Origin of the sequence: Lactobacillus sp. ESL0230, from assembly GCF_003692805.1 — a bacterium.
GTDB classification, from domain to species: Bacteria; Bacillota; Bacilli; order Lactobacillales; family Lactobacillaceae; genus Lactobacillus; species Lactobacillus bombicola.
Window position 1 is genome coordinate 104,854 of record NZ_REHI01000006.1, and the last position, 18,303, is coordinate 123,156.

The 18,303-nt window shown below is 31.2% G+C and carries 25 protein-coding genes and 2 pseudogenes; 24 read left to right on the top strand and 3 right to left on the bottom strand.

Annotated features, from left to right (window positions below; translation table 11 throughout):
* Nucleotides 1-14: 14 nt before the first annotated feature.
* From F5ESL0230_RS02315 to F5ESL0230_RS02410, 18 genes are all read left to right on the top strand, one after another.
* Nucleotides 15-971 carry an alpha/beta hydrolase gene (locus F5ESL0230_RS02315; protein WP_233551635.1) on the top strand — a complete coding sequence of 319 codons (957 nt, stop codon included), beginning with the start codon at nt 15-17 and terminating at the stop codon, nt 969-971.
* Between the two features lie 753 nt (nt 972-1,724).
* On the top strand, nt 1,725-1,964 hold the full coding sequence (locus tag F5ESL0230_RS02325) for a hypothetical protein (protein ID WP_158593044.1): 240 nt from the start codon (nt 1,725-1,727) through the stop codon (nt 1,962-1,964).
* 93 nt (nt 1,965-2,057) lie between these two features.
* Nucleotides 2,058-2,747 (top strand): hypothetical protein, encoded by a 690-nt coding sequence (locus F5ESL0230_RS02330; protein WP_147440864.1) that lies wholly within the window; start codon nt 2,058-2,060, stop codon nt 2,745-2,747.
* 35 nt (nt 2,748-2,782) lie between these two features.
* On the top strand, nt 2,783-3,121 hold the full coding sequence (locus F5ESL0230_RS02335; protein ID WP_122021417.1) for an ATP-binding cassette domain-containing protein: 339 nt from the start codon (nt 2,783-2,785) through the stop codon (nt 3,119-3,121).
* A complete protein-coding gene (locus F5ESL0230_RS02340; RefSeq protein WP_122021418.1) occupies nt 3,121-3,405 on the top strand; it encodes a hypothetical protein in 285 nt (94 codons plus the stop codon). The genes F5ESL0230_RS02335 and F5ESL0230_RS02340 overlap by 1 nt, the downstream gene beginning before the upstream one ends.
* A 207-nt stretch (nt 3,406-3,612) precedes the next feature.
* Nucleotides 3,613-3,987 carry an ABC transporter transmembrane domain-containing protein gene (locus tag F5ESL0230_RS02345; RefSeq protein WP_255409280.1) on the top strand — a complete coding sequence of 125 codons (375 nt, stop codon included), beginning with the start codon at nt 3,613-3,615 and terminating at the stop codon, nt 3,985-3,987.
* A gap of 470 nt (nt 3,988-4,457) precedes the next feature.
* The gene (locus F5ESL0230_RS02355; protein ID WP_233551637.1) at nt 4,458-4,661 is read left to right on the top strand and encodes a hypothetical protein; all 204 of its coding nucleotides are present in this window, start codon (nt 4,458-4,460) and stop codon (nt 4,659-4,661) included.
* Nucleotides 4,651-4,803 (top strand): DUF2087 domain-containing protein, encoded by a 153-nt coding sequence (locus tag F5ESL0230_RS08675; protein WP_122021421.1) that lies wholly within the window; start codon nt 4,651-4,653, stop codon nt 4,801-4,803. Before F5ESL0230_RS02355 ends, F5ESL0230_RS08675 begins: the two co-directional genes overlap by 11 nt.
* A gap of 149 nt (nt 4,804-4,952) precedes the next feature.
* Complete coding sequence (locus F5ESL0230_RS02365) at nt 4,953-5,255, top strand: SLAP domain-containing protein (RefSeq protein WP_233551638.1); 303 nt, start codon at nt 4,953-4,955, stop codon at nt 5,253-5,255.
* 166 nt (nt 5,256-5,421) lie between these two features.
* Nucleotides 5,422-5,805, top strand: coding sequence for a type II toxin-antitoxin system RelE/ParE family toxin (locus F5ESL0230_RS02370; RefSeq protein ID WP_122021423.1), 384 nt, complete (start codon nt 5,422-5,424; stop codon nt 5,803-5,805).
* A complete protein-coding gene (locus tag F5ESL0230_RS02375; protein ID WP_122021424.1) occupies nt 5,802-6,104 on the top strand; it encodes a DNA-binding transcriptional regulator in 303 nt (100 codons plus the stop codon). Before F5ESL0230_RS02370 ends, F5ESL0230_RS02375 begins: the two co-directional genes overlap by 4 nt.
* 54 nt (nt 6,105-6,158) lie before the next feature.
* Nucleotides 6,159-7,349, top strand: a complete 1,191-nt coding sequence (locus F5ESL0230_RS02380) for an SLAP domain-containing protein (protein WP_122021425.1) — start codon at nt 6,159-6,161, stop codon at nt 7,347-7,349.
* A 407-nt stretch (nt 7,350-7,756) separates the two neighbouring features.
* Nucleotides 7,757-8,326, top strand: a complete 570-nt coding sequence (locus tag F5ESL0230_RS02390) for an isopeptide-forming domain-containing fimbrial protein (RefSeq protein ID WP_122021427.1) — start codon at nt 7,757-7,759, stop codon at nt 8,324-8,326.
* Between the two features lie 96 nt (nt 8,327-8,422).
* A complete protein-coding gene (locus F5ESL0230_RS08680) occupies nt 8,423-8,602 on the top strand; it encodes a CPBP family intramembrane glutamic endopeptidase (protein WP_122021428.1) in 180 nt (59 codons plus the stop codon).
* A 75-nt stretch (nt 8,603-8,677) separates the two neighbouring features.
* Nucleotides 8,678-8,854 (top strand): hypothetical protein, encoded by a 177-nt coding sequence (locus tag F5ESL0230_RS08375; RefSeq protein ID WP_158593046.1) that lies wholly within the window; start codon nt 8,678-8,680, stop codon nt 8,852-8,854.
* 250 nt (nt 8,855-9,104) lie between these two features.
* Nucleotides 9,105-10,088 (top strand): ArdC-like ssDNA-binding domain-containing protein, encoded by a 984-nt coding sequence (locus F5ESL0230_RS02400; protein WP_122021429.1) that lies wholly within the window; start codon nt 9,105-9,107, stop codon nt 10,086-10,088.
* A gap of 21 nt (nt 10,089-10,109) precedes the next feature.
* Entirely contained in the window at nt 10,110-10,388 is a 279-nt protein-coding gene (locus F5ESL0230_RS02405) for a hypothetical protein (protein WP_122021430.1), read from the top strand.
* 231 nt (nt 10,389-10,619) lie between these two features.
* Nucleotides 10,620-11,120: a lanthionine synthetase LanC family protein gene (locus F5ESL0230_RS02410; RefSeq protein WP_122021431.1), complete on the top strand. Its 501-nt coding sequence runs from the start codon at nt 10,620-10,622 to the stop codon at nt 11,118-11,120.
* Between the two features lie 176 nt (nt 11,121-11,296).
* On the opposite strand, the gene F5ESL0230_RS02415 is transcribed toward F5ESL0230_RS02410, so the two are convergent.
* Nucleotides 11,297-11,488 (bottom strand): hypothetical protein, encoded by a 192-nt coding sequence (locus F5ESL0230_RS02415; protein ID WP_122021432.1) that lies wholly within the window; start codon nt 11,486-11,488, stop codon nt 11,297-11,299.
* Nucleotides 11,489-11,891: 403 nt separating this feature from the next.
* On the opposite strand from F5ESL0230_RS02415, the gene F5ESL0230_RS02420 reads away from it, so the two are divergent.
* From F5ESL0230_RS02420 to F5ESL0230_RS08685, 6 genes and pseudogenes are all read left to right on the top strand, one after another.
* Nucleotides 11,892-13,007, top strand: a complete 1,116-nt coding sequence (locus F5ESL0230_RS02420) for an ATP-binding cassette domain-containing protein (protein WP_122021433.1) — start codon at nt 11,892-11,894, stop codon at nt 13,005-13,007.
* A 335-nt stretch (nt 13,008-13,342) separates the two neighbouring features.
* A pseudogene (locus F5ESL0230_RS02425) lies at nt 13,343-13,624 on the top strand (helix-turn-helix domain-containing protein).
* Nucleotides 13,625-14,050: 426 nt separating this feature from the next.
* Nucleotides 14,051-14,200 carry a lactococcin 972 family bacteriocin gene (locus tag F5ESL0230_RS02430; RefSeq protein WP_158593047.1) on the top strand — a complete coding sequence of 50 codons (150 nt, stop codon included), beginning with the start codon at nt 14,051-14,053 and terminating at the stop codon, nt 14,198-14,200.
* Between the two features lie 4 nt (nt 14,201-14,204).
* Nucleotides 14,205-16,355, top strand: coding sequence for a hypothetical protein (locus tag F5ESL0230_RS02435; RefSeq protein ID WP_122021435.1), 2,151 nt, complete (start codon nt 14,205-14,207; stop codon nt 16,353-16,355).
* On the top strand, nt 16,356-16,985 hold the full coding sequence (locus F5ESL0230_RS02440; RefSeq protein WP_122021436.1) for an ABC transporter ATP-binding protein: 630 nt from the start codon (nt 16,356-16,358) through the stop codon (nt 16,983-16,985).
* Between the two features lie 88 nt (nt 16,986-17,073).
* Nucleotides 17,074-17,139: pseudogene (locus F5ESL0230_RS08685) on the top strand (hypothetical protein); the annotation flags it as partial.
* 174 nt (nt 17,140-17,313) lie between these two features.
* Here F5ESL0230_RS08685 and F5ESL0230_RS02445 read toward each other — a convergent pair.
* On the bottom strand, nt 17,314-17,631 hold the full coding sequence (locus F5ESL0230_RS02445; protein ID WP_090093004.1) for a YxeA family protein: 318 nt from the start codon (nt 17,629-17,631) through the stop codon (nt 17,314-17,316).
* Nucleotides 17,628-18,293 (bottom strand): ATP-binding cassette domain-containing protein, encoded by a 666-nt coding sequence (locus tag F5ESL0230_RS02450; protein WP_122021437.1) that lies wholly within the window; start codon nt 18,291-18,293, stop codon nt 17,628-17,630. Before F5ESL0230_RS02450 ends, F5ESL0230_RS02445 begins: the two co-directional genes overlap by 4 nt.
* Between the last annotated feature and the right edge of the window lie 10 nt (nt 18,294-18,303).

An 18,303-nucleotide genomic window follows, 5' to 3' on the forward strand; every position in this document is an offset into this window, starting at 1 on the left:
AAGGTGGCTTCACATTGAAACGAATAAAACACAAAAAGTTGTGGCTATCATTGAGCGCAGTTATTTTGCTGGTTTTTGTTATCTTCATTGGAGCAGGATGCTATTTCTTCAAAATGGCATGTGTTCCTGGACCTAAGAGTTTTTTGAGTTCTTCGAGCAATAAACTCAAAAAATCTGATCCCCTATATAAAGAAAAGCTGTGGTTTAAAAAAATTAATAAACAAAAATGGTATATTAATTCTGCTGATAATCGTTATCAGTTAGATGCTAATTATATCCCTAAGTCTGGTTCAAACAAAACCGTAATTGTTTTACCAGGTTATATGGATACTAAAGAAGACATGGGTGAGTACGATGCTCTTTTTCACGAGTTAGGCTACAATACTTTAACACCTGATCCTCGTTCACAGGGTAAGAGTGAAGGAAAGTATATTGGCTATGGTTGGCCCGAAAAAGATGATATTAAAAAATGGATTGACTTAGTTCTGGAAAAAAACGGTGCTAAGCAACAAATTGTGGTTTATGGTTTGAGTATGGGAGCAGCCACTGCAATGATGGTTAGTGGATTAAAATTACCGCACCAAGTCAGAGCCTTTATTGAAGATTGCGGCTATACCAGTGTTAAGGATGAAATTGAGCATGAGGCACAAGTTCTTTATAATATGCCAGCATTTCCGCGCTTTCCATTAGTTGAAATCTTGAGTGGTATTAATAGAATTAAGGTTGGGTATTTTATGAATGATGGCTCAAGTGTTAACCAATTACATAAAAATCAACGTCCAATGTTATTTATTCATGGTGATCGTGATACATTTGTTCCTACTAAAATGGTTTATACTAATTACTCTGCAACTAGAGGTCCTAAAAAGTTGTGGGTAACTCCTAATTCTAAGCATGCAAAGTCTTTTGCTGATCATCCTAAGCTTTATCGGCAAAAGATTGGTGATTTTTTGTCGCGGTATGTGAAGTAATTATTGACGGATAAAAAGAGTTGACACAGTTTGAATGATTGGACCATAAATTTTAATAATTACTAGTCTAAGGCTTGATGTTGATTTTTAATCGATATTAAGCCTTTTAGTCGGCTCAAGTGAAACAGCCAACCGGCCGCAAAACAATTTGCTATCAATTTAAGTTTAATTATAGCAAATATTGCATAACCTAATTTTTTCATTTGCAGTCCGCTTTGCTGGTAAAAGTTTTGAAAAACAAAATCGCTCAGGATACAGTTTTCGCTAATTTTTAGCATTAACAAGCAAATTGACAATAAATACTTTACCTGCTGGCGGCTTCTCTAGGCCCAGTTAAAACATTAAGCAAAGTTGTTTTGCCGGCAACCACTATTGGTCTGCTTCGAGGTTGCAGTTAGTGCTTCGAATATGGTTTTTCTTTATTTTTCATTTAATTATGCAAAGGGGCGCGTAAAAATAGACAAAAGTAAAAATTAAATAAAATTATCATAATTTATCAAAGCCTGATAGCTTGGATGAAAACGTGCATGTCATAGAAACTTTTCGTGGAATTCCTAGATATGTGCCATATTTAGAAAATGGATCATCTGGGTTAGGTCTTGTGTACTAGAACTTAATAAAGATGAAAAATCATTTTTATCTGATAAAGATTTTGTTTCGTTAAATAATATATATTCAACTAATGATGCATTTTTGTCATTTAATTGTGGGATAATCCAAGGATATTCCGAACTATTACCACTTGCAAGTGCTATGAATGCTATCGATGGTAAAAAAGATCAACTTAATAGATTATTACAAAGTCTTAATATGTATATAGATGGTTTAGGGAGTTTTTTAGTACCGGGCACATTGGGCTATAAATGTTCTATGGATGTTAATACTGGTGCTGCGGGAGTATTAATGAATCTTTGTGATACCAGAGCTAAAGATAAATGGAATTCATGGTTTCCTGTTTTAGGCGATAAATTCAAACTATTTCAAAAATATTAGGTAATATTCACGGAGATTTCTGTTATGAAAAAAAGGTTTTATTCGTTATACAAGATTTTCCTTATTAACTCTTTTAGTAACAAGATTTCATTAATGTTTAACATTATATTTCCTGTCATATATTTTGCTATATCTAATGATGCAGTCTTTACTAGTAACTATACTGTCAGCAAGAATCAGCTAATTAGTGGAAGTGCATATTACTTTTCTTGTATTGCTTTAACAACCATTCTAAATTCAGTGATTTTGGCAATGATTGAGTATCGTGATTATGGTTATTATAAAATTATTTACATGGTATCTAATTCCAAGTATCTGGTATTGATTAGCCAATTTTTATCTCAATGGACATTTTTAATAGTAGAATTATTTCTTTTCAATTTAATTACCACACTATTTTTTAGATTATTTGCTTATTTAGGTTATTTACTGGTGACCACAACAATTGCAGCAATCGTGTTAGTTTTACCTTTAACTATGGGTTTATATTTTTTGCTAACAGTAAAGTTAAAGTTACAGACTTACAGTATTGTTAATACATTAATTGTTTTTGGATCATTCATGTTAGTAACGGTTGAAACAAAAAATAATTTGTTAAATTTATTATTGTTGTGTACACCTATTAAATATTTAATGACGGGGTATGAAGTAATAATGCAATTCCTATTTTATAAAGTGAATTTGAATGCTCTTATTAACTTATTGATCGTTATTGTATTTTATGTCTTACTGGGGATAATTTTTATTGCAAAACAAAATATTTCGACAATTTTTGAAAAATAGTTTTAAGGAGATAATATGGAAATTAAGCATTTGAAATTTTTGCGGATCTTAATATCAAATTTACTGACGATCAGTTAAATGTGATTATTGGAAGTAATGGTGCTGGTAAAACGACTTTGGTTAATATTATTTATGTCTTTACTAAAGCCAGCTCTGATTTAGCTATGTCAAATTTTCCCTCTATGCCTAATATTATTTATAAATTTCAAAATATGACTTTTTTTGCTGAATTGACGGTAAAACAAGTAATAAATTTTTTTAAATCAATGAATGATCATGCCATTGCAATCACAGATTCGCAAACTCGCTTTTATAATGAAATAATAAAAAAATTGCTGAATACCAAGTTGTTATGGTTTATTGTACTTCCATAATGGATCGAGAATTATATTTGTTTGATGAACCCCTTAGCGAAGTTGATAGCTATATTGAAAATTTGCTTTTAGAATTAATTGTATCTCTCGTCGTTGAGAAAAAGAAAAAAGTTATTATGACTTTACATCAACTGAATAAATTAAATTCATTGCCGGCATATATTGTATTCGTTGGCAACAAAAAATGTATTTTTCAAAGTGATTTCAGTCAAATGTTGCATGCTGCAGATACAGATGACATTGAGATTGCGTTTAAGAAAATGCGTCAGGCCATATTTTGTTAAATTAATAGTACTTTTGATTTATCAGAGGTGATAAAAATATAAAACTAATAAAACTGATTAAGCTAAACAAATTATTTTGGTTAGGTTTGCTTTGTGTATTAATCGGAAATACGTTATACTTGCACCACTATACATAAAAGAATTGATTGACTTAAATAATATTATTTAAGTCAATCAATTCTTTTATTATTAATATTTAAATTAATAATAGTATTACTTATGCAAGCTATACTAGGTTCTGGTGGCAACTTTTTGATTAGTAGAGAAGGAGAAAAACAAATTTTCAATATTAGGCGTACTCTAGAAAAACATTTAATCAGTTTACCCGTTCAATTTTACGATAATCAAAATAGAGGAAAATTGACTAGTCGAGTAATTAATGATGCGGAATTAATTAAAAACTTTGTTACCGAAATAATACCTAATTTTATTACTAGCTTACTGACAGTTATTGGAACTTTTGTAGTCTTATTTATTCTAGATTGGAAACTAACATTCCTGATTTTTATAATTTTTCCTATAGACACTATTTTTATGATTCCACTAGGAAAATTTGAAGAAAAGATAGTTATAAATATTTAGAATAGCTTAAGCGATTTATCAAGTATTACTACAGAAAGTTTTAGAAATATTTAAACTATCAAGTTAAATTGTGCCGAAGCTAACATCTTAACAAAATTTAGTAACAAATTATATAAATTATCAGTTAAGGGTGATACTGTTTATACAATACTATCATTTATTCAAAGCTTGATTTCTTTTGTATTGATAGTTCTCGTCTTATTTTATGCTGGTTGTAGAGTTCAAACAGGTACACTAACTGTTGCAGTTTTAACTTCTTTTTTAATCTGTTTCTTTCAAATAATCAGTTCTGTCAATGTAATTATGATATTTTATCCTAATTGCAAGCAAATAAACGGTGCTGTTGAAAAAATGGATGCAATTTTTAAAGCACAAACTGTTCCTTATTTATCGATTTTTTTGCTTAATACTATATTTAGTATAGTCTTGAACAAATTCTTCAAAAGACAGCATTGCAACAAAGTATTACAATGGAATTTAGTAGGGCAATGATAATTTCAGTCAGTAATGCACTTGATGCTGGTGTTTCTGTAATTGTTTTGTCAATTAATGGTTATATATCAGATAATTTTGGAATTGGTAGTGCTTGGATTTTTTTAGCAACTTTAGCGATAGTTTTATTTGGAATAAGCTATTTGTTAAATAGAAAGGCAGTAAGAGTTAATGGAGGATAACATTACATTAGATAAGTACGTGGATTCTAGAGGTAGAGTGAAAATTTGGCCGGGAAAAGAAAAAAATCGATTACTTGTCTTATCTTATTTAGCGACTAAATTTGAGCCTGAAAAGAAATACTCCAAGAGGTGCCGTGTCTAAGCTGATGGATATATTTAACGATAATCCAAAATTGGCTTTTGAATATGCAGATTAGAGTTCTTAAGAAGTAAGAGGTAAGAGTTATTAAGAAAAGAGTATTACTTAGTCTAGCAACTGCAACATTATTCAGTATCGGTGTTGCGAAATTTGTGAATACCCAAAATATTCGTACGTCAGTAGAAGCGGCTAAAAATAACTATCCTATTAAGTTAAAGCATAATGCTTATATCTATAATAAGAATGGCAAGCGCAAGGGTAAAAAAGTTTTGAAGAAGGGTCGCACTTACACCGTTTATGGTAAGAAAACTATTCGTGGGAAGCAATATTATAAACTAAGTCATGGACTTTATATTAAAGTAAGTGCAACAAATAATATTGTAAAAGTAGAAAAGCCAACGCTTGCAAATCCAAATACTTCTGAACTAAACATTAGTGACGTTTTTTGGTATTAGAGCTGTTCAAAAGATAAGGTACTACTTTAGTGATAGATAGACACTTGTATATGATGTGAGACTATGTAATAAGATTATAAAAAGTAATTTAGTGTAAATATTGTTGTTTTTTAGCTTTATTTATTTATAAAAATAGTATACAATAATTCGTATACGGAGATAAAGTATGAATAAACTAGATTTAACTTTTGGCTATTTACCTTCCTTTAATAAAAAGTGGAAGAGATATAATTTAACAGCTAATGACAAAAAAGATTTAGAAAATCAAATACTACAGTATGTATGTAATGCGCCTAGTAATAATTATGGTAGGAAATTTCCAGGCTCAATTATTGAAGAGACTAGCGGTGCTTATAAATTAAGGTTTGCGCCTAAAGCTAGTAATACAGGAAAGAGCGGAAGTTATCGAACTATATACGTGGCAGTCGCAAATTCTAATGTTTACTTTCTAGATATTTATGCTAAAAAAGATCAAGCTAATATTTCTAACTCAGATAAAGCATTGCTTAAGTCTGTTATTAGAAAGTTAAAGGAGAACAAACAGCAATGAAAGATTCTACATTAACTAACAGCCTCAACGAATTAAATGATTATTTAGATGGTAAAGATATCCCAATGGAACTTCACGTTAGATCAATAGATTTAACGCCTCAATATACAGCTACAGACATTAAGGATTTGAGAAGAAAATTGAACGTAACTCAAGTAGAATTTGCTAAGATTATGGAAGTTTCGCCACGAACAGTAGAGTCATGGGAAATTGGGAAAAGTAATCCTAAGGGTTCTGTTTGTCGATTGATGGAAATTTTTACAAAATATCCTAAATTAGCAAATGAATATAAATTTTAGCGTGTTTTAATATAGTACCTATTTAAATTTAAGTTAAAGTGGATAAATATAATTATGAAGAAAAGAGTATTACTTAGTCTAGCAACTGCAACATTATTCAGTATCGGTGTTGCGGATTTTGTGAATACCCAAAATATCGTTACGCCAGTAGAAGCTGCTAAAAATAACTATCCAATTAAGTTAAAGCATAATGCTTATATCTATAATAAGAATGGCAAGCGCAAGGGTAAAAAAGTTTTGAAGAAGCAACAGACTTTGCTCTCTTATGGCCAAACTAAGATTAACGGTAAAAAATATTATCTTTTATCCCAAGGACAATATATTAAGGCTGCCAATGTTGTTCAAACTAAAGATAAAAACAGTTCATCTAAAGCTAAAATTGTATATTTGATAAATAAGGCACCAATTTATAATTCTCAAGGGCACCCAACGGGTCAAGTTCTTAAAAAGGGCTTAACTGAATTGACTCACGGTGTGGTCAAAATTAAAGGCAAGCAATTTTATATTCTTGGCAATAACCATTATATTCTGGTTTCAAGCGCTATAGCATTAGACGGTAGCGATAAACAGGTACCTTCAGAAAATAATAACAATGCTAGTGAAAAAGACCGAAATAAAGATAATAAATCAAATACAGGTAATAACTCTGATGAGCAAAATCCAGAATCAAGCGAAAAACCGACTCAGAGTGAAATAAATTTTTTGCTTAGACACGGATATGTTTACTTCACTGATGATGAAGTAAAGCAAATACGGAACTTGTTATGGACAAAGATTCAAAATTATAGAGTTGAAAATGGTTATCAACCCTATAAAGCTAATTCCGAGTTAGATAATTTTGTTAATAACTCGACCATAGGCGATAAGATGTTTTTTTATTCAGCAACTGTTAATTCGCAAGATGTTGATCAATTGGCTTCAAATTTACCAAATTTGAAAGAAAATGGCATGCAAATTATTCGTGGGATTGCAAATCCCCTATTTTATAGTATTACTTCTCCAGGATATGGATATGTTTTCGATTTAAAAGATAGAAATCTAGAGCATGTAGCAACAGCAATGTTTAATGCGTTAAAGAATGATCCAGAAGCTTCGAAGAGAATTAGAGGAGATAAAGATAATAAGGCGTATGGGGCATTAGCAATGAAATATTTCTGGAATGGTACTAGTTCATCTGTTGGTATGATCTTTATTGAAGTTTGTGGGGATAATCCTAAATGGAACGCCTTGTATAATTCAAATTAAATAATTGTATTTTTAAATAAATTAAAAGCATTACTACAAAGTAATGCTTTTTTATTATAGAAAGGAAAAATTAATGAATTTAATAAATTTAAAAAAGCGACACAGCTTGAGCAAAAGCGTGGGTGTATTGCTTGCGATTGGCGCATTGACTGGTGGGTTAGCTTTTAGCAATAATTCCGTGAAAGCAGATAATGCGCAAATGAAGGAACTAATACTCCAAGTGAAATTGGAACCGATAAATCAGTTGATCATAATTTATTGAAAGACCGTTACGAACCAGATCATTATCAGATCGTACATGATGTTCCAGACGTATTAGATCGAATATATTATTACTGAATATTGATCCCAACTTAGACATCTCTAATATCCATGTTTATAACCGTGCAAACCAAGATGTTACATATATGTTTACAGTAACGGTAGACTCTGACAACAAACTATTTGTCATTGCAAAAGATAGTTCTTTAAAACAGGATGATTTTTATCGTGAACAATATAAGATAACATTTGATGGTCAAGTTAAATCGGGTGTAACTTTAGCTGATCATCAAGACCCTAAGCATAAGGACCAAGCCTTCCCTTATACAGTTGATGCTGTTGCTCAAGATGATGAAAATGTAAAATCACTTGAAATTAAAGATAAATTGGAACCTGTTTTAAATCTTAAGAACGTTCATATTTACGATTTAAACGATAATAAGAAAGACGTAACTGATGGCAATGTCGTTGATTGGACAGCTATTGATGCCACTAAATGGCACGGTAAACATTTACAGATGGTCATTATCGCAAATGTTAAAAATGTGGCTGAGTTAATGAAATACGTTGACAAGGACAGTGGCAAAATTAAAATTCCAAATAAAGCTGAGTTTATTGTGAATGATAAACCAGATTTCACAAATAATGTTGATGTTTTGCCAAATCCACTAAAACCAAGCGCGCAGAAGTGGATTGAATTGCCAGATCTTAAGTAGTTCAATTTATGGCACAATTTTTATTTGGTAACTTTTGGAAAATAGTCCTAGTTTTTTAGCAGTCCAACAACCAGTAAACTTAAATATTTTACTGGTATTTTAGTAAACGGAATAATCTTTGGTTTGTGTCATGAGCCAAAACTAGATTGGTTTACTTTAGTATATACAATTTGTGGTATGATTTTAGCTTACGAATATACACAAACAAAAGACTTAACTTATCCCTATTTTACACACCTAAGCAACAACTTATTGGTCATGTTTGCCACACTTTAATTATTTGATAAAATCAGTAATTCTTAAAAAATACATGATATAATTAACAATATTTTTAAAAAAGGAGAACAGCTTATGATTACTCCAGAACAATTAGATCAAGCCATTTTAAATATGGATATTCGCGAACTTGACAAAAAAATGATGAATATTTCCAATCCAGATGAAGCAAAGTTTTGGAGCACAATTTATGACCGAAACTTGCAATTAAATCAAAAAGAAATTATAAATAATAAGGAATTTATCAGATGACGCCAGCGTTCTATGTGTTTGCGGGAAAATATATAACGGCTCTATCAAATGGGCACAAGAATGTATTAAAGCTGATTGTCAAGCACTACACCAAACTTCACTGCAACAATCCTTGTTACAGCAACAACTTAATAAATCAAGAGGGCTAGATCGTTAAAAGGACAGATTTAATGCCCTTTTTTGTAACTTATATTAAAGCACTTAGTTTAACTAAGTGCTTTAATATAAGTTACAAAAAAGGAATTAAAAAATGGAAAAACAAAGCGACAAAGAAAAAGATAAAAAGCAAAAAATTGATAAAACAACTATTTCTGATCTAATGAAAGATGTACAGAAATATTTTACTTCTCCAGAAAAATTTATAGAATTGGTTAATTTTTTAAATAATTTCCCGCATTATTCAATGAAAAATCGCTTACTAATTAATAGTCAAAGACCTGCTCCAGCTGTAGCTGTAGCAAGCTTTAAAAAATTTGAGGATTTGGGATATGCAGTAAAAAGAGGGGAACATGGGCTTAAAATTTTTGTACCTATCCAAACTACTCAATTTTGGCGAAAAGATAAATTTATTTCCGTCAAATATGCTACTAAAATAGAAAAAGATGAAACATTATCGATAATTAGTTTTAGAGAAACTGCTAATCATTTTGTCTTTGAAGGACAAAATCCTAAGCCTAAAGAACCTAGCCACCTCTTTGTAATCAATTTCTTGTCAAAAAATAATATTGGAACGGGGGCAACTCAAGAATCAACTTTAGCCGAAATGTCTACTGGTACTAATAAATTAATTGAAAATAAACAAGAAAAATCTAGTCTAACTAATTTAGGACTAATTCAAGCTGCGATTAGTAGGCACACACAAATTGCTAGTCCTAAAGTAACCTTAAAATTGCAAGAAGCTATGGAACAAGTGGGCAAATTAGCAATACCAACAATGGCGATACCTAATACGATGGCTAACATCGTTATTCACGATAAGCAAACAATGATAAACAATCAACAAAATTTAACTTCTGTACAAAAATTACAGAAAGCAAAAGTTGAGTGGAATAAGCGTCAAGAAAAAATAAACGTACCTAGAATTGCTGGAAATTGGCAAGGTAAAGAGGTATCTATTAAGAGCAAATGGGGCGACCATAGTTTTACCAAAAGTGAGCTAACTCAGCTTTTTGCAGACAAAACAATCACTTTTGATACCGCACAAGGTAAAGTTAGCGGTAAATTAGCAGAGTAAACGTATAAAGACAATAAATTTTTGGGCTTTAAGCCGGACTTACCAGATAAAGCACAAAGTGATGACTATGTTACTGGTACATTTGTACCAACAAAGAAGCAAGTAAGCTTTAAAAAGCAATTTGGGACGCACATTTTTACTTCTCAAGAAATTAAACAATTGTTGCAGGGCGAAGAAATCACCATCCAAGCTACTAGTAAGAACGGCAAGCCTTATACAGTAACGGGGCAGTTCAAAAATTACATCTATAAGGGTAAGCGTCATTTTGGCTTTAAAGCAAAATTTAATAGAAAGAAGTGATTATTACGGTACGAAAACGTACCAATAAACAAATTATTAGGTAATTAAAAATCAAATTTTGTTGACATTACGAAATAATTATAATAATAATGAAATAAATATCGATATTATTAAAAGTATATAACAATAATAAAGAATGGGTTTTAAACAAGTATTACAAAGAGAAGCAGAAAATAAAACTACAAATTCTACAGACCTAGTTATGTTTTCATGATCTTCTAGAAGCTGTCCATGTCAATTACCAATGATCTAATTAAATATATTATTCAGTTCAAAAATAGAAACTTTGGCTTATTTGATGGATATGCTGGTGTAGGCCTTTCCTTAATCAATAATTCTAAAAAGAGTCAAAAAGTTGAAAATACACTCTCCTTCTTAGTAACGAAATTACTCAATGAAAAAACTTTAGTTAATTATGATTATTTAGGACTGGCCCAAGGCGGAGCAGGTATAGCATATTTTTTATTAAGGTATGAGCAGCATTTAAAATCACATAAATACGACAATATTATTTATAAATGGTTGCGACATGATTTTGATTTGGCAATACGTGATAATGATAATAAGTTCGTAGGATTACCTTCAAAAAGAAATAGTACTATAGCTTATCCATATTTAGTATATGGCACCGCAGGGTTATTACGGGTCTTTTTAGAAATCTATGATTATTGTCCTAATCTTCAATCAAAGTTGAAAAACAAAATCAAAGAAATGGCCGCTAGTTTAGATTAACCTTATACAGCGTATTATGGTTATTTCTTTGGAATTGCAGGAATTATAGACACGTTGATAGAATTTGATAACCGATTTCCATCAGATAAAACTCAAAGTGTTATCAATCGTCTTTTATCCTATCTTATTCTACACAAGTTTAAATCTGAATCTGGACATACCCTATTATTATCATATCAATTGCAAGCAGTTGGTACAGATTTAGGATCTGGAATTACTGGCATTTTAAAAGTTTTAGGGAAGTATTGTAACAAGCTGGAATATGACAGCTTGTGGAGGATTAAAAATTGAGTCTTAAAAAAATTACTATTATTACTCTTCATTACTCTTTCAATAAGTTCTTTGGCAGGAATTGCTAACTCAGCCATTATAGGTTATTTGCCTAACTTTTCTAAAAATACTTCATGGGTAAAATTTGCTAATTTTGTTAGTATTTCAGTATTTACTTATATTTTGATCTATATGTCAATTTGGCTGTTTTCGAAGATACAAAACAAAATCATTTATTTACTCAATACAAATCTTAAATCCGAATATATTAAGAAGGCAACTTTTAAAAAGATTAATACTAATTAAGAAATTTCTACACTAATTAATGATTTCAAATTAATCGAAACTAATTATTTTAACTTACTTATTCAAATTGTTTCTGATTTTTGTATAGTTGCATTTTCGACATTTTTTGTACTGAAGCTTAATCTTTTACTAGGAACAGTCTTTATTATTTTTGCTATACCCCAAATATTTATCCCAAATATTTTTCAGCCTGTCTTGTTACGACGTTCAGCCAAATGGTCGAATAATAATAGCGATTTTGTTGAACAAATACGTGATTTAATGGGTGGTCGGGATACCGTACTGCGTTATTGTGCATTTGCTCCAGCTTTCAAAAAAATTAAGGAACAGCTCTCTGTAACAGAGCGGTCTTATCAGAAAATGAATAACTCTAGAATAGATGTTCAATTAATATCTTGGATATGGTCCATAATTGCTCTATTCGTACCAGTTGCTCTAGGATTTTTCTTAATGAACACTGGCAAACCCGTTACGATTTCAATCATTCTATCTATTTATTTAGCAAGCAGTCAGGTAATGCAGCCTTTAAGAGAAGCTATAAATGACTTTGCTTCTATAAAAACAACCAAAATGATTAGAAAGACAATTGAACAAACACTTGCAAGTGAAATTGATCAATTTGATGAAAAATTTGAAATCAATACTAATACTTCACCAATTTTAAAAAAGATATACAGTAACGATATTACCTTCTCTTTTGGTAACAAGATAATTCTAAAAAATGCTATGTTCACAATTAATCAAAACGATAAAATTTTGTTAACAGGCGCCTCTGGTATTGGTAAGAGTACCGTTTTCAATTTATTGATGGGTTCACTTAAGCCGTCAAAAGGCAAAATAATTTATACTACTAAAGATGGAGAAACAGCTCTTGATCCAAATGATTTTGCTCTAATTCAACAAGATCCATATATTTTCAATGATACTATTCGCTACAATTTAGGCTTAGGACTGAGATTTTCAGATCAGATTTTAGAATCATGTCTAAAAGAAGTCAATTTAGATAAAGAACTTGGCAGTAAACCATTAGATTATGTTTGTAAAGATGGTGGTAATAATTTATCGGGAGGTCAACGTGCTCGCCTAGAGATTGCTCGTGCTCTAGTTTTTGATAGGCAAATTATCTTGGCGGACGAAATTGATGCAAATTTAGATCCTCAAAATGCCGTTCAAATAGATAATTTGCTTGCAAGCATTGATAAAACGGTGATTATGATTTCCCATCATATTAATAGTCGGCAAGCACAAGATTTAGGATATAAACAATGGCTATTAACCGATGGTAAATTAAAAGAAAATATCTCAAATTAGCGCAGCAGTAATCAATATATCATTTAGATTAGTAGGAGCTTTATCGACTCTTTATTAAATATAGTTGATAGAATTTGGTAAAGTTTTGCTTGAGCATCAGGTCACTGACCCCCGAAATTGAAATTTGCAGTAAATACTTGTCTCACCAAGAAACTTTAGCTAGTTTAGAGCGGGAATACGGCGTTGATCATACCAAGATTAGAGCTTAGGCGTAACGCCCCCGCAAACATGGCTTAGCCGCATTAAAGGTTACTCATGGATTTTGCAAAAAGCACCAGTAAGGGAAATTAATAAAGCCAAGGCACGTTGTGATAATTACAAAGGAGAAAATGACAATGAGTAAAATTGACAACTACATTAGCAAAAGAAGTCAGGACAGTTCTGAATTTGTCCAGGCTGTGACACAGTCCAATATCAACCTTGAGGTTGCAGTTTAAGTTAAGAAACTACATGATAGTCTAGGCTTAACGCAAAGGGAATTTGCTAATCTGGTAAACAAGCCGCAATCAACAATTGCAAGAATTGAAAATGGCTCATTTAACGTTTCCACTATGTTGCTGAGCGAAATTGCTCAAGCGGCCAATAGAAAAGTAAAAATTGAATTCACACATGCTTAATTTTATATTGAATCTAAAAGAAAAGGTAAATTTATAGCTTTTTTCTACTATCTCTTAAAGCAGTTAGTTCAATAGAGCCCACCCTATTATTCATATTAAAATTTGTGTTATACCTGTTTTGGTTACAGTTCATTAGCAAAATGCAAAGTAGATCAATTGTTTTGTGACAAAATGTCGGGGGCAAATAATAAGCGTCTAATATCAAACAAATAAAATTATAAAAACATGTGTAAAAAATAAAAATAATGTTATAATTTTAACAGTAAAGCGATATCATTATGAAAAAACATAAATCATAACAGAAAGAAGGCCTATTTAATGTTAAAAAAATTAACCACAGCTCTTGCAACTAGTGATACATCAGCTCCATATGAATGGCATCACATAGATGATGGAGATTGACTATTTGGCATTTATGGAACAAAAGTGCAATCAACATATAAACATAGTAGTCGGAATCATACTGCAGCGGCTAAAAATGCCAATGACGATGGTAGACGCGATTATGCCCGTGCAGGATCAACCGCCTTTTCAAAGGTTAATGTAGCTATCAAAGGAAATAAATTTAGAGGATAATTTTATGAAAAAAATATTATCATTTAGCATGATACTCTTTTTAACTTTTTCTGGAATATTGATCATAAGTTCATCGATTAACAGCTATTTCAACCAAGTACTGTATTATCAGCAAAAAGAGGTAGCATTACAATTACGAGACAATGCAGATTATTCAAGCTTAGTTAATCAGCTTCAAAAAGCAGCAACAGGAACTACCAGTGTATCCCAGTATTTTTTTACTGGGCAAAATGACTTGATTATTTATAGTGCTAATACAAACTTACCCATCAAAAGAGGAACCTCTTCTAGTAGTGACGTTACAAATTATAAAAAAACAGGGTCTGCGTTACTGCTTCCTAACTCGCAATACAAAGTTAAATTATATCCATTTAACAAGATAAAAAATTTGGGGTTAAATAATGTCTTTTATGTAAGTGGAAATGTTGCTAAAATTACCAGAATAATGCGTCACTTTGGTATAGTTAAAATAAAATCGGAAGTTAACGAAACTGCTCCTGAAAATAATAATAGAATAAATTTTATTACACTAGCGCTTCTCACAGGAATAGTATCATTAATTTCGTTAATGTTTATTATTATAAAAGAACGAGAAGCTGTTATATTACGAAAATTTTTTGGTTACCGACTTATTAATAATGTATATCAATCTTTTCGAAGTATAGCAGTTGCAATAGTAATTGCAATAATTATTAGTGTAATATTACTAATTGTTTATGCAGCCTATAACAATATGTTGATTTACTATAAAACATTTGTGTCATCATTATCAGTATTTTATGCCAGTTACTTATTTTTAATAATTTTGATTTATGGTGCTGCAAAAAGTATACAAGCAAAGTCTCAAATAACTTCATTTAACTGGGCCAGAGGTTCATTAATGGTTACAGCTGCTAGTGCAATAGGATTTATAGTCTGCATTTTACTTGTTAGTATTAAGATTCCAGCAATTCATCAAGATTTTTTATATTATCAAAAACAAATAAAAAGTCTTAACTCCTGGATATCGACCAAAAATATATATCAAACGAATGTAACTAATCAGTTGGATCGAACTGAAGATCGAACTGAAGTGACTTACGACATTAGTGCGAAAGATTTGTGGCAACGACTTAAAAAACAACATAAAACTTTTGTTGTTTTTTCTGATAACCTATTAGGTACTTATGGTGTAGCTAGACGTGGTTCAACTAAGCGGCTAGTTCCGTGGTACAAAATTAATTCTGATAATAAGTCGGTACAAGATTACATAATTCTTCCTTCTGGACGAGCCATTACTGCAGACATAAATTATTTAAAACTGTCTAAAACAAAGTTAGTAAGTGGAGCCAAGATAGCTGAGTTACAACCAACACTATTTACAAAGATTTTAATAGTACCAGAAAAATATAAAAAGTTTGAATCCCGGATTCGTTCTAATTATTTATCTGAATTTCTGTTTCAATTGAATACTGATTTTAAAGATTGGCGTCATAGAGAACATACTCCAAAATTCACCCGTAAAAATTTAAAAATAAAGATAGTTTATGCTAAAAACGGACAAAATTATTTTACTTATAATCCTAACTCTGGCGATAATTTATCATCTAATATGGTTAGAGATCCAATCATAAGACTATTTGATAACTATCAGAATAGCCTTAGTTATGGCAACCTATTTACTTTGAATGGAGGTTTCTTCTTTTTTAATAAGCATGTTGGCCAAGCCTATGATCAAATAAAACCGCAACTTATTGAAAGTAGAATGGGAAGTACTATAAATTATGTAACCTCTATCTATACGCAAAAGGCACAACTTGTTCAACAAACTCAAAAAGATGTAAGTATGACATTAACTCAATTGATCCTGTTTAGTGTTATTTCTTTTGTTTTGCTTTCTGTGTTAATAAGTCAATATTATATGTTACGTGAAAGAGAAATTATAGTTAAGCGTTTAATGGGCTATCCAATTTATAAGATTATTTTTAACTTTATAATTTTTATTGTTAGTATTTTTGTAATCTCTAGTATAATTTCTGTTTATCTAGCACATGCAATAGATTGGTTAAGCCTGGTAATATCAGGGTTACTTTGTGTTGCAGCTATAGCATTATCATTTATTATAATTATATATGATATACATAATAGAAATAGAACAATGGGGAGTGATTCGTGAATGATAATTGTAAAAGAAGTATCAAAATATTATAATAACACACCAGTGCTGCAAAACATCAATTTAGAAATACCACAGGGTTCTTTTTGTAGTATTTCGGGGGAAAGTGGGGCTGGAAAAACAACATTTTTAAAAATTGTTGCTGGAATAGAAAAGCCCACTTCTGGACAGATTATTTTAGATAATATCGAATTAAGAAAAATTAGTTATCCAGATTTATGGGGAAAGCGCTTCTCGTTTGTATTTCAAAATTATTTTTTGCTAGACGATAAAACTGTTAAGGATAACTTAAAGTTAGCAAAAAGAAAAATCAGTGAAAACGAAATGCTAAAAGTGTTATCTCGTGTTGGTTTGCAATCAGAATTATTAAATCAATCAGTATTTAAATTGAGTGGCGGTGAAAAGCAAAGAGTGGGTATTGCGAGAGCAATTATTAAGCCGTTTGATGTACTTATTGCTGATGAACCGACAGGCAATCTTGATTACCTAAATGCTCAAGCCGTGACTAAAATTTTTAAAGATATACAATCATATAATAAAACAATTATAGTGGTTTCACATGACGATAATTTTCAAAAAGTTGCAGATCAAAAACTCTATCTTAAAGATTATAAATTAATATCTGAATGAAACACTTATTGTTTTGCCCAATATATTGTAGAATATAAAAATAAGTATTAGGTATTTATGTGGCTAAAAGAGTCTATGCCATGCGTTAGAATTAGCGCTGGCTTTTACCTCATTTATTATTGTCTTGTTGACTTATATCGACAATCATAAGTAAATAAAAAGACCGTTCCAACATAATTTTGACAGATTATATTGGGACGGCCTTTTTGATTAAAGCATAATTTGCCAACCGCTCTCAAAACAATTGGCTATGAATTTAAGCTAACAATGTGCAGTATTCCTAAATGATAGCGGTCCTTTAGTTTTGGGGTTAATCTTACTTAAAAAATCAATCTTGCAATCTTGGCATCTCATTCTTAGTGATATAGTCAATAACCTTGACATACTGACCCTTGTGGCGGATTACTATGTATTGCCGACTTGGATCATTTCCACCAACATATTTTATCTTATACGGCAATTTTTTGCCCGACTTGTTAATCGCCTGTACATTGTAATATTTTTGCGTATGCTTAGGCACCTTGGCATAATCAGTTTCCATCTTAATCATTGGATTAAGATAGTCAGTGTATTGGTTATGAATTAGTAACAGGGCAGCACATAAAATAGTAACAACAATAATAATTGTAAGACCTAATTTTTTCATTTGTATACCTCTTTGTTGGTAATCGTTATTTTCTTATTGGCAATTTTAATTACATAGTCACATTGCTGCCAAACTGCTGGGTCATGCGTTGCAATTAACACTGTTGCAGTTGAATCAAATCCAGTCAGCAGGGTCTTTAAGACTATCTTACCATTATCTGCATCAAGTGAACCAGTTGGTTCATCAGCAAAAAGCTCTTTCGGCTCTTTTAAAATTACTCGCGCTAACGCTACCCGTTGCTGTTCTCCACCACTTAGCGTGTAAATTTTTTGCTTCAATGGTATACTGGCCAACCCAACCTGACTTAAAGCGGCCTTCATTTTGGCATTGGCCTCTGTTTTAGCCAATTTTTGATTGGCTAATCCAAGGCGCAAATTCTGTCTAACCGTTTCCGTATCAATTAAAGCAAAGTTTTGAAAAACAAACCCGCAATCTTCACGATACAGTTTTCGTTGATTTTTAGCATTAACAAGCAAATCGTCAATAAATACTTTACCCGCTGTCGGCTCCTCTAACCCACTTAAAACATTAAGAAAAGTTGTTTTGCCAGCACCACTATTGCCCACTATGGCATAACTTTTGCCTGTTTCGAGGTTGCAGTTAATGTTTTCGAATATAGTTTTTTCTTTAAATTTTTTGGTAAGATGTTCTACTTTAATCATTTTATGACTC

What these genes read in the sequence shown, in the direction of transcription:
- F5ESL0230_RS02325 (WP_158593044.1), top strand. Translation starts at nt 1,725, where the DNA reads ATGAATGCTATCGATGGTAAAAAAGATCAACTTAATAGATTATTACAA.
- F5ESL0230_RS02330 (WP_147440864.1), top strand. Translation starts at nt 2,058, where the DNA reads ATGTTTAACATTATATTTCCTGTCATATATTTTGCTATATCTAATGAT.
- F5ESL0230_RS02340 (WP_122021418.1), top strand. Translation starts at nt 3,121, where the DNA reads ATGGATCGAGAATTATATTTGTTTGATGAACCCCTTAGCGAAGTTGAT.
- F5ESL0230_RS02355 (WP_233551637.1), top strand. Translation starts at nt 4,458, where the DNA reads ATGGAATTTAGTAGGGCAATGATAATTTCAGTCAGTAATGCACTTGAT.
- F5ESL0230_RS08675 (WP_122021421.1), top strand. Translation starts at nt 4,651, where the DNA reads ATGGAGGATAACATTACATTAGATAAGTACGTGGATTCTAGAGGTAGA.
- F5ESL0230_RS02370 (WP_122021423.1), top strand. Translation starts at nt 5,422, where the DNA reads ATGAATAAACTAGATTTAACTTTTGGCTATTTACCTTCCTTTAATAAA.
- F5ESL0230_RS02375 (WP_122021424.1), top strand. Translation starts at nt 5,802, where the DNA reads ATGAAAGATTCTACATTAACTAACAGCCTCAACGAATTAAATGATTAT.
- F5ESL0230_RS02380 (WP_122021425.1), top strand. Translation starts at nt 6,159, where the DNA reads ATGAAGAAAAGAGTATTACTTAGTCTAGCAACTGCAACATTATTCAGT.
- F5ESL0230_RS02390 (WP_122021427.1), top strand. Translation starts at nt 7,757, where the DNA reads ATGTTTACAGTAACGGTAGACTCTGACAACAAACTATTTGTCATTGCA.
- F5ESL0230_RS08375 (WP_158593046.1), top strand. Translation starts at nt 8,678, where the DNA reads ATGATTACTCCAGAACAATTAGATCAAGCCATTTTAAATATGGATATT.
- F5ESL0230_RS02400 (WP_122021429.1), top strand. Translation starts at nt 9,105, where the DNA reads ATGGAAAAACAAAGCGACAAAGAAAAAGATAAAAAGCAAAAAATTGAT.
- F5ESL0230_RS02410 (WP_122021431.1), top strand. Translation starts at nt 10,620, where the DNA reads ATGTCAATTACCAATGATCTAATTAAATATATTATTCAGTTCAAAAAT.
- F5ESL0230_RS02415 (WP_122021432.1), bottom strand. Translation starts at nt 11,488, where the DNA reads ATGGCTGAGTTAGCAATTCCTGCCAAAGAACTTATTGAAAGAGTAATG.
- F5ESL0230_RS02435 (WP_122021435.1), top strand. Translation starts at nt 14,205, where the DNA reads ATGAAAAAAATATTATCATTTAGCATGATACTCTTTTTAACTTTTTCT.
- F5ESL0230_RS02440 (WP_122021436.1), top strand. Translation starts at nt 16,356, where the DNA reads ATGATAATTGTAAAAGAAGTATCAAAATATTATAATAACACACCAGTG.
- F5ESL0230_RS02445 (WP_090093004.1), bottom strand. Translation starts at nt 17,631, where the DNA reads ATGAAAAAATTAGGTCTTACAATTATTATTGTTGTTACTATTTTATGT.
- F5ESL0230_RS02450 (WP_122021437.1), bottom strand. Translation starts at nt 18,293, where the DNA reads ATGATTAAAGTAGAACATCTTACCAAAAAATTTAAAGAAAAAACTATA.